General features: G+C 68.5%; 5 protein-coding genes. All 5 read left to right on the top strand.

The genetic code is table 11. The features are described from left to right. The first annotated feature begins 82 nt into the window (after window positions 1-82). Window positions 83-724, top strand: a complete 642-nt coding sequence (locus OXK16_07400) for a hypothetical protein (GenBank protein MDE0375773.1) — start codon at window positions 83-85, stop codon at window positions 722-724. Next, window positions 657-2,123: a DNA polymerase Y family protein gene (locus OXK16_07395; GenBank protein MDE0375772.1), complete on the top strand. Its 1,467-nt coding sequence runs from the start codon at window positions 657-659 to the stop codon at window positions 2,121-2,123. Before OXK16_07400 ends, OXK16_07395 begins: the two co-directional genes overlap by 68 nt. Beyond that, window positions 2,116-5,454, top strand: a complete 3,339-nt coding sequence (locus OXK16_07390) for an error-prone DNA polymerase (GenBank protein ID MDE0375771.1) — start codon at window positions 2,116-2,118, stop codon at window positions 5,452-5,454. Before OXK16_07395 ends, OXK16_07390 begins: the two co-directional genes overlap by 8 nt. 265 nt (window positions 5,455-5,719) lie before the next feature. After that, window positions 5,720-8,137 (top strand): FAD-dependent oxidoreductase, encoded by a 2,418-nt coding sequence (locus OXK16_07385; GenBank protein ID MDE0375770.1) that lies wholly within the window; start codon window positions 5,720-5,722, stop codon window positions 8,135-8,137. Window position 8,138: 1 nt separating this feature from the next. Further along, window positions 8,139-9,556: trimethylamine methyltransferase family protein (locus OXK16_07380; GenBank protein MDE0375769.1), on the top strand; the 1,418-nt coding region annotated here is incomplete at its 3' end.

The raw sequence follows: 9,556 nt of genomic DNA, 5'->3' as shown, positions 1-9,556 counted from the left end.
GCGAACATATGTTCGGGTATAGTCATACGCCCTTTCCCGGACGGAGAGCGCGAGGAAACGAACGATCTCGAAAGCGGGGAGCATGACCGCAAGCATCTTGAAGGCAGCGCCCGATGGACCGGCGCCTGCGGATGTCGCCGCCCTGCCGGTGTATCCAGGACGGGTGATCGGTCTGGAAGGCCCCACCGGATCGGGGCTGACCCGGATCGGCCTTTCCATGCTGTCGGCGGCCTCGGCCTCTCGCCGGGTGGTGGTGGACGCTCGGGGATGGCTATGCCCGCTGGCGGCATGGGAGGTCGGCATCGATCCCGACCATCTGACGGTGGTGCGGTGCGGCGACGCCCACCAATGGTCCAGGGTGTTGGCCGTCCTGCTTGACGGCGTGAAAGCGATCTACGCCGAAGTTCCCCGAGGTGTCGGGGAAGCCCTGCTGCGGCGCCTCGGCGCCAAGGCCCGGGCCCGCAACGCCACCGTGATCCTGAATCCCCTGGCAGGCAGGGTCCCCTCCGGAATGGCTTTCCTGCGGGTACGGGCGGTCCGGGTCGAGTGGGCCGGCGCCCGGGAGGGACACGGCAGCCTGGGTGGGCGCACCCTGGTGGTCGAGTTGTCAGGCAAGGGGGCTGCGGGCCGGTATCAGGTAGTGGAGGTGGAGGACGATGGCGCGCGTCCTGTGCGTGTGGTTTCCCGATTGGTTACTCCGCAGATCGGACGGTCCGTCGGATAGGGCGGCCTTCGTTGTGGGGACCCGGGACGGCCGTCCCCTGGTGGCGGCCGCCAATGATCGGGCGACAGAAGCGGGAATCGAGGTGGGCATGACCCGCCGATCGGCCGAGGCGCTCTGCCCTTCGGCCCTGGTCCTGGCGCGCGACCCCGCCGCCGAAGCCACCCGTTTCGAGCCGATCCTCTACGCCATCGAGGATCTGATACCCAGGGTGGAGGTGGTCGAGCCGGGCTGGGTGTTCGTCCCTATCGACGGGGCGGTCCGCTATTACGGCGGCGAGCGCGCCCTGGTGGACCGGATAGCCGCAACATTGGAGCCCTTGGCGCCCGGAGGGCGTTTCGGAGTGGCTAACGGTCCGTTCGCCGCCTACTGGGCAGCCCGATCTGGCCACCCGACGCTGATCGTGAAGGACGAGAAGGAATTCCTGTCCGGCCTGGACATCTCCGCTCTGGAGATCGACGAGTTGGTCGCCACGTTCCGCTGGCTGGGGGTGACCACCCTGGGTGAACTGGCGGCCCTGCCCCGCCATGCGGTGGCCTCCCGATTCGGCACCCGAGGCTTGGAGGCCCATCGTCTGGCCGGCGGCGAGGATCGGAGGGTCCTGCCGCGCCGCATCCCAGACGATCTGACCGTAGAGGCCATTTTCGAAGAACCTCTGATGCTGGTCGAGCAGGTGGGTTTCATGGCCCGCCGCCTGGCCGGGAACCTCCTGGCCCTGCTGGATCGGCACCGGATCGCCCTCCACCAGGTGGAGGTGGAAGCCGAGGCTGCCGACGGGGTAACACGGTCACGGGTGTGGCGCAGTGCCGAACCGTTTGATACCCGGGCGCTGGCCGAACGGGTGTGGTGGCAACTCCGGGCCTGGATCGAGACGGGAGGGATCACGGACGGGCTGACCCGTCTGAAACTGTCACCCACCGGCCTGTCCGACGAGGGCTACCAGCCGGACCTGTTCGAGCAAAGGGAGGTCCGGATCGAAACCGAACGAGCGCTGGAGCGGACCCGGACCATCCTGGGTCCCGACTCGGTTCTCCGGGCCCGCCCCCAGGGTGGAAGGGACCCGGCAGAGCGGGTGCAGTGGGCCCGATGGGGTGAGGATTTTGCCGAGCCGACCCGTTCTCCCGCCTCACCTTGGCCCGGAAAGGTTCCGGCGCCCTCCCCCAGCCTGGTTCCATCCCGTCCCCGGCGGCTGGAGGTGGAATGGGACGCCGAGGTCCCCACTCGGGTGCGCCTCTCCACCCGATGGGAGCCGGTGCTGGCCTGGGCGGGTCCGTGGCGGAGGCTGGGCGAGTGGTGGGCCGAGGAGGAACCGAGTGCTCTGTACCAGATCGTCACCTCGGCAGGGGCGGTGCTGTGCCGGGTAACCGGCGGTCAAGCCTTCACGGTGGGCGTCTATGACTGAGCACCGCTACGCCGAGCTACATGCCCATTCCAACTTCTCGTTCCTGGACGGTGCCTCACACCCCGAGGCGTTGGTGGAGGGGGCCGCCGAACTCGGCTACGAGGCCCTGGCCGTCACCGACCACGACGGTTTCTACGGGTTGGTGCGGTTCTGGCAGGCAGCCCGGCGGGCCGGCTTGCCGGCGGTGTACGGGGTGGAGCTCTCGCTATGCCCCCCGGACTACCTGCCCGACAGCGATGGAGAGTCGGTCTCTCCCTTCGATAGGGCCGGCCGCCATGATGCCCTCCGCTGGGAGGTCGGGAAGGCGACGCCGAAGCGGGCCGGGCGGAAGTACCGCACCCGGACGGGCGCCGGGTTCGAGCCCGAGCACCTGGTGGTGCTGGCCTCGTCGCCCGAGGGATACGCCAGGCTTGCCCACCTGGTCTCCAGAGGGCAGTTGCGGGGCGCCAAAGGCCGCCCTCTGTACCGGTGGGAGGACCTGGCCGAGGCGGCCGGTGGAGGAGACCTGGTGGCGCTGAGCGGATGCTGGCAGGGAGCGGTCCCCCGCGCGGCACGGCAAGGGGATCGGGAAGCGGCCCTGAGGGAGGCCTCCCGCCTGCGGGAAGCCTTCGGGCGGCGTTTCCACATCGAGATCTGGGACCACCGGATGCCGCAGGACGACCGGCGCAACGACCTGCTGTGGGAGGTGGCCACCAGGTTGAACCTACCGGTGGTGGCCACCAACAACGTCCATTATGCCGACCGCCGGGACGCCGACCTGTCCGACGTACTCGCCGCGATCGGAGGGCGGCGGCCGCTCGCCGAACACGACGGCTTCCGACCCGACACCGATGAGCGCCACCTGAAGTCTCCGGCGGAGATGGCCGCCCGCTTCCGGACCTATCCGGGAGCGGTGGAACGGACCGCCCACCTGGGGCGGGAGCTTGCCTTCGACCTGCAGCTGGTGGCCCCCCGGCTACCCGACTTCCCGCTTCCGGACGGCTTCGCCACCGAGATGGACTACCTGCGCCATCTCACCTTTGAAGGGGCTCGCCAGGCCTACCCCGCCCCCGGGCGGACCGGGGCGATCGAGCGCAAAGCAGTCGACCGGCTGGAGCACGAGTTGGATGTCATCGAGCGGCTGGGCTTCCCGGGCTACTTCCTGGTGGTGTGGGACATCGTCAACTTCGCCCGGTCCCAGGACATCATGTGCCAGATCCGTGGTTCCGGGGCCGATTCGGCGGTGTGCCGGTGCCTGGGCCTCACCCGGGTCGACCCCCTCCGGCTGGGGCTGCCGTTCGAACGGTTCCTGTCCGATGAACGGGGCCGGCCTCCCGACATCGACCTGGATCTCGAATCGGAACGCCGGGAGGAGGTGATCCAGTACTGCTACCGCCGGTACGGGCGGGAGCGGGCGGCCATGGTCGCCAACGTGATCACCTACCGGGCCCGGTCGGTGCTGCGGGACGTGGCCAAGACCTTCGGCTTCACCCCGGCCCAGACCGACGGCCTGACCAGGTACGTGGACACCCACTCCCCGGCGGAGTTGCCGCTCGAAGAACCCCTGCCGGCCGGGCTGACCGCCGACCTGGTCTATGGCATCTGCCGGCGCCTCGACGGGTTCCCCAGGCATCTGGGTATCCATTCGGGCGGCATGGTGATCGCCGACCGGCCCCTCTGGAAGGTGGTCCCGATCGAATGGGGGCGCATGGAGGACCGCACCGTCCTGCAATGGGACAAGGACGACTGCGCCGCCATGGGGATCGTCAAGTTCGACCTGCTGGGACTGGGCATGCTGAGCGCCCTGCATATGGCGGTGGACACCGTGGAGGAAGCCCATGGGCGGCGGATCGACCTGGCCGACCTTCCCCAGGAACCGGCCATCTACCAGATGCTCACCAATGCCGACACCGTGGGGCTCTTCCAGGTGGAGTCACGGGCGCAGATGGCGACCCTGCCCAGGCTGAAACCCGCCACCTTCTACGACCTTGCTGTAGAGGTGGCATTGATCCGTCCCGGCCCCATCCAGGGCGCTTCCGTCCATCCCTACCTGCGGCGGCGGAACGGGGAGGAGCCGGTGCGGTATCCCCATCCGCTGGCCGAGCCGATCCTGGAGCGCACTCTGGGGGTGCCGGTGTTCCAGGAGCAGCTGATGGAACTGGCCCGGGTGTGCGCCGGTTTCGACGGAGGGCAGTCGGATCGGCTCCGGGCCGCCATGACCCACAAGCGGTCGGACGAGGAGATGGAGAAGCTGCGAGAGGAGGTCTTCGGCGGGATGCGGACCAAGGGGGTGACGGGCGCCGCCGCCGAGGAGATCTGGGAAAAGCTGCAGGGGTTCGCCTCGTTCGGCTTCCCGGAAAGCCACTCGGTGTCGTTCGCCTACATCGTCTACATGTCGGCCTGGTTGCGCTACCACTACCCCGCCGAGTTCCTGGTCGGTCTGCTCAACGCCCAGCCGATGGGCTTCTACTCCCCCAACAGCCTGGTACAGGACGCTATCCGTCACGGGGTGGTCGTCCTCGGCCCGGACGTCAACCTCTCGCTGGAGGAGAGCACCATCGAGCCGTATGCGTGTGATGAGGACGATGTGGCGGAGCACTACGGCATGGTCTGGCGCCGGGGAAGGGGCCCGGCGGACGACCCGATCCGGGCATCGGTAGCGGCCCGGCTGGGCCTGTCCAGCGTGCGCAATCTGGGGGAGGTCGAAGTTCGGAGGATCCTGGCGGCCCGCCAGGTCGGCGGAGGGTTCACCGACCTGCCCGACTTCGCCCACCGGACCGGTCTGCCGGCGGACGCCATGGAGGGGCTGGCCGTCGCCGGAGCCTTCGGATCGTTCGGGGTTGCCCCCCGTCAGGGTCTGTGGATGGCAGGCGCCCTGGCCGGTACCGGACCCGGACGGTTGCCGCTGGCGCCGGATCCGGACCCGCCGCCGCTGGCGCCGATGAGCGACCGGGAGGCTCACCAGGCCTCGCTGTGGGCGACCGGGGTGTCGGTCCGCCATCCCATGCACTTCGCCCGCCCGGCCCTGGACCGGGCCGGGTGCGTTCCGATAGCCGAGGCGCTGGACATACGGGAGAACCGGACCCGGATCAAGGTGGGAGGGGTGGTCACCCACCGGCAGCGCCCGTCCACCTCCAGAGGCGTCATCTTCTTCAATCTGGAGGACGAGACCGGCCTGATGAACGTGGTGGTGCTACCCGAAATCTGGAGCCGGCGCCACAAGACCGCCCGCCGCCATCCCGGCCTGATCATCGAAGGCCGCCTCGAATACCGGGACGGGGTGACCAACCTGGTGGCCCGTGACTTCGTCCCGATAAAAACCGACCCTCTCCGGAGCCGCAACTTCCGGTAAGGCGCCGCCGGGGCATGGAACGTCCCATTCCCCCGCCGTCAGGATCCGGTTGCCTCACTCCGGAGCCTGTACCCACAAGGCTCGCAACCAGCGCCGGACTCACCCGTCCGCACCCACGGTATCTCCGAGCGCACGGCATCCACCGGCCGGAGAAAAGAGGACCCTTTGTAGAACTATCCTCGTCCGTTCAGCGATTACCGTAGAGCCCGCAATTCACAGCGTGTAGGGGGAACCCACATACACGCCGATTCGCCGGAGGGCGAGCATGCGAGATGAGGTCCGAGTAGCGATCGTCGGCGGCGGCGCCATGGGCGTCGGCCTCCTCTACTTCCTCGCCCACGAAGGCTGGACCGATACGATCCTGATCGAGAAGGACGAGCTCACCTCCGGGTCCACCTGGCACGCGGCCGGACTGATCCCCCACTTCATCGGCGACCTCAACGTGGCCAAGGTCCACCGGGACACCGCCGATCTATACAAGGTGATCGAGCAGGAGACCGGCATGCACTCGGGCTGGCACGGGTGTGGAGCGGTCCGCCTGGCCCGGTACGACAACGAGGTCGACTGGTTCTACTACGTGAAGGGCATCCTGGACTACATCGGCGTGGAATGCCACCTCCTCGGGCCGTCGGAGATCACGGAGGTGGCGCCCCTTCTCGATGTCGAGCCGGACATCAAGCTGGGCATATGGACCCCGGGGGACGGCTGGACCGATCCCTCCGCCGCCACCAACACCATGGCGATCGGCGCCCGCCGGCTAGGGGCCGAGATCAGCCGCAAGAACCGGGTTACCGACATGAACCAGCTGCCCGACGGGCGCTGGGAGGTCATCACCGAGAAGGGCCGTATCGTGGCCGAGCACGTGGTCAACGCGGCCGGCTCCTATACCCCGCAACTCGGCGCGATGGTGGGCCTCGACGTGCCCATCGAGTCGGTGATCCATCAGTACCTGGTTACCGAGCGGATCGAGGAGGTGGCCGCCCTGGAGACCGAGCACCCGGTGGTACGGGATCCACGGGCTTCCTGCTACTACCGCCAGGAACATGACGGCCTCATCATCGGACCCTACGAGCGGGCCGACGCCAAGGAGTACGGGGTAGGGGGGATCGACTGGGACCTGACCTTCCATCTCACCCCGGTGGAGCTGGACCGGTTGCTTCCCTGGCTGGACTTCGCCGCCCAGCGACTCCCCTGCTTCGCCGGAGCGGGCATCAAACAAGTCGTGTCGGGACCGATCACGCACACTCCCGACGCCGGCTACCTGATGGGACCGGCTCCGGGGCTACGCAACTACTGGTACTGCGCGGGAGCCTCGATCGGCATCACCCAAGGTCCCGGGGCCGGCAAGTACCTGGCGCAGTGGATGGTCCACGGCCAGACCGAGATCAACGTGGCCAACATGGATCCCCGCCGGTTCGGTCCGTACGCACCCGGCCGCTACACCCACGAACGATCCATCGACGAGTTCCACGAGATGTACCAGGTGCGGATGCCCAACGAGTACCGGGACGCCGGACGGCCGATGAAGAAGACGCCCCTATACGACATCCTCGACGCCAAGGGTGCGATATGGCAGGAGGTGTGGGGTTGGGAGCGGGCCATGTACTTCTCCCCCGACCCGGAGGTCTACTCCTTCCGGCGTTCCTCCGCCCATGACGAGGTGGGCGCCGAGGTGAGGGCCGTCCGGGGAGGGGTCGGGATCGCGGATCTCACCGCCTTCGCCAAGTTCGAGGTGACCGGACCCGACGCCGCCGCCCTGCTGGACCGCCTGTCGGCCAACCGGTTGCCCGCCCGGGACGGCGGGATCAGGCTGGTCCACATGCTCACCACCCTGGGAGGCATCGAGTCGGAGATGACGATCACCCGGCTGGGACCGGAGCGCTTCTACCTCAACTCGGCGATCACGGCCCAATGGCACGACTTCGACTGGCTCACCTCCCACATCCGGGACGGTGAGAGGGTGACGGTGACCGACGTCACCGACCGGTCCGGCATCCTGGCGGTCACCGGACCCCGTTCCCGGGAGGTCCTGGCCGGCCTGACCGGCGCCGACCTCTCCAACCGGAGCTTCCCCTGGCTCACCGGGCAGGAGATCGAGGTGGCCGGCGCTCCCTGCATAGCCCTCCGGGTGTCCTACGTGGGGGAGCTGGGCTGGGAGCTGCACATGCCCCTGGAACACATGGTGGAGGCGTACGACGCCATCCACAAGGCAGGCGCCCCGCACGGGATCGTCGACTTCGGCAGCCGGGCGATGAACGTGATGCGGCTCGAGAAGGCCTACAAGGCGCACGGCTCGGAGCTCACCACCGAGATCACCCCGGTGGAAGCCCGGCTCGGTCGCTTCGTCGACTACGGCAAGGATTTCCAGGGCAAGGACGCCACCGTTGCCCGGCGTGACCAGGCCGAGCCGCTCAGCATGGTCCTCGTGTACGCCGAGCTGGACGACGGCGACGCCGACTGCCTGGGCAACGAGCCGACCTACGACGGCGAGCGCATCATGGGGATCACCACCAGCGGGGCCTGGGCCCACTCCGTCGGCCGCAGCATCCTGTTCGCCTACGTGGCCCCCGGGTTCGAAGCCCCAGGATCGACCTTCGAGGTGGGGGTCATGAACCGCCGCCGGACCGCCACGGTGCTGGCCGAACCGGTGTGGGATCCCCGCAGCGAGCGGTTGCGAGCCTGAGATGGCCCGCCGCAGGCGCGCAGGAGGACGGGCCGCCCGGGTGGCGGCGCGCCGGGCCGGCCCCACCGAGGACGAGCGGGCGGTACGCCCCGGCCAGAGCGGAGGCGCCTACCGGCCCCTGACCGAGTCCGACATGGAGCGGGTGTACGACGCCGCTCTCGAGCTGGTCGAAGAGGTGGGTATGGGCGATCCGATACCCGAGTTCATCGAGGCCGTCACCGGCGCCGGGGGCCACCTGGACGGCAACAACCGGCTGCATTACCCACGCTCGGTGGTGAAGCGGATCGTCGAGGAGGTGGCCGCCAAGGAATGGGTGTGGCACGGGATCGACGAGGACAAGAGCATCGAGCTATCGGGTAACAAGGTCCACTACGGGACGGCCGGCGCCGCCGTGCTGATGCTCGACTACCACGAGCGGACCTTCCGTCCCAGCACCACCGTCGACCTCTACGATGCCGCCCGCCTCAACAACACGCTCGAGCACATCCACTTCTTCCTGCGAACCATGGTGACCCGGGACCTGGAGACCTCCCGGGAAGTCGATATCAACACCGCCTACGCCACCATGATGGGGACCGACAAGCCGCAGGGCACCTCCTTCTTCCGCCCGGAGCACGTCTACGAGGTGGTCGAGATGTACGACTACGTGCTGGGCGGGGAGGGAGAGTTCCGGAAGCGTCCCTTCGTGTGCGTCAACAACACCTTCGTGGTGCCGCCGCTGCGCTTCGCCTACGAGTCGACCGAGGCCATGGTCGCCCAGATCGCGACCGGAATGCCGATCAACCTGCTCTCGGCCGGACAGGCGGGCGCCACCTCCCCCGCCGCCCTCGGCGGATCGCTGGTCCAGGCGCTGGCCGAGTGCCTGGCCGGGCTGACCAGCGTGAACCTGGTCTCCCCGGGGCATCCCTGCGTGATGGGGCTCTGGCCCTTCGTCTCCGACCTGCGCACGGGCGCCATGAGCGGAGGTTCGGGCGAGGAGGCGGTGCTGAACGCCGCCGCGGCGCAGATGGCCAACTGGCTGGGCCTGCCGTCAGGCGTGGCGGCCGGCATGGCCGACTCCAAGCTTCCGGACAACCAGGCCGGGTACGAGAAGGGCATCACCACCGTCCTGGCCGGACAAGCCGGGGCCAACCTGGTCTACGAGTCGGCCGGGATGCTGGGTTCCCTGCTCGCCTTCTCCCTCGAGGCCCTGGTGATCGACAACGACATGCTCGGATCCGCCAACCGCACCATCCGGGGAGTCGACATCGACGACTCCACCCTGTCCATGGACGTGATCCGCGAGACGATTTCGGGGCCGGGCCACTTCCTGGGTAGCGATCAGACCCTTCACCTGATGCAGCGCGAGTACGTATACCCGGTGATCGGCGATCGCAACAGCCCCGACGACTGGCGCGAACTCGGCGCCAAGAACGCGGC

The sequence above is a fragment of the bacterium genome, from assembly GCA_028821235.1.
Taxonomy (GTDB): domain Bacteria; phylum Actinomycetota; class Acidimicrobiia; order Spongiisociales; family Spongiisociaceae; genus Spongiisocius.
The sequence above is the reverse complement of the archived record's forward strand: the minus strand, read 5'-3'. Positions and strand labels throughout refer to the sequence as shown.

What these genes read in the sequence shown, in the direction of transcription:
- OXK16_07400 (MDE0375773.1), top strand. Translation starts at nt 83, where the DNA reads ATGACCGCAAGCATCTTGAAGGCAGCGCCCGATGGACCGGCGCCTGCG.
- OXK16_07385 (MDE0375770.1), top strand. Translation starts at nt 5,720, where the DNA reads ATGCGAGATGAGGTCCGAGTAGCGATCGTCGGCGGCGGCGCCATGGGC.
- OXK16_07390 (MDE0375771.1), top strand. Translation starts at nt 2,116, where the DNA reads ATGACTGAGCACCGCTACGCCGAGCTACATGCCCATTCCAACTTCTCG.
- OXK16_07395 (MDE0375772.1), top strand. Translation starts at nt 657, where the DNA reads ATGGCGCGCGTCCTGTGCGTGTGGTTTCCCGATTGGTTACTCCGCAGA.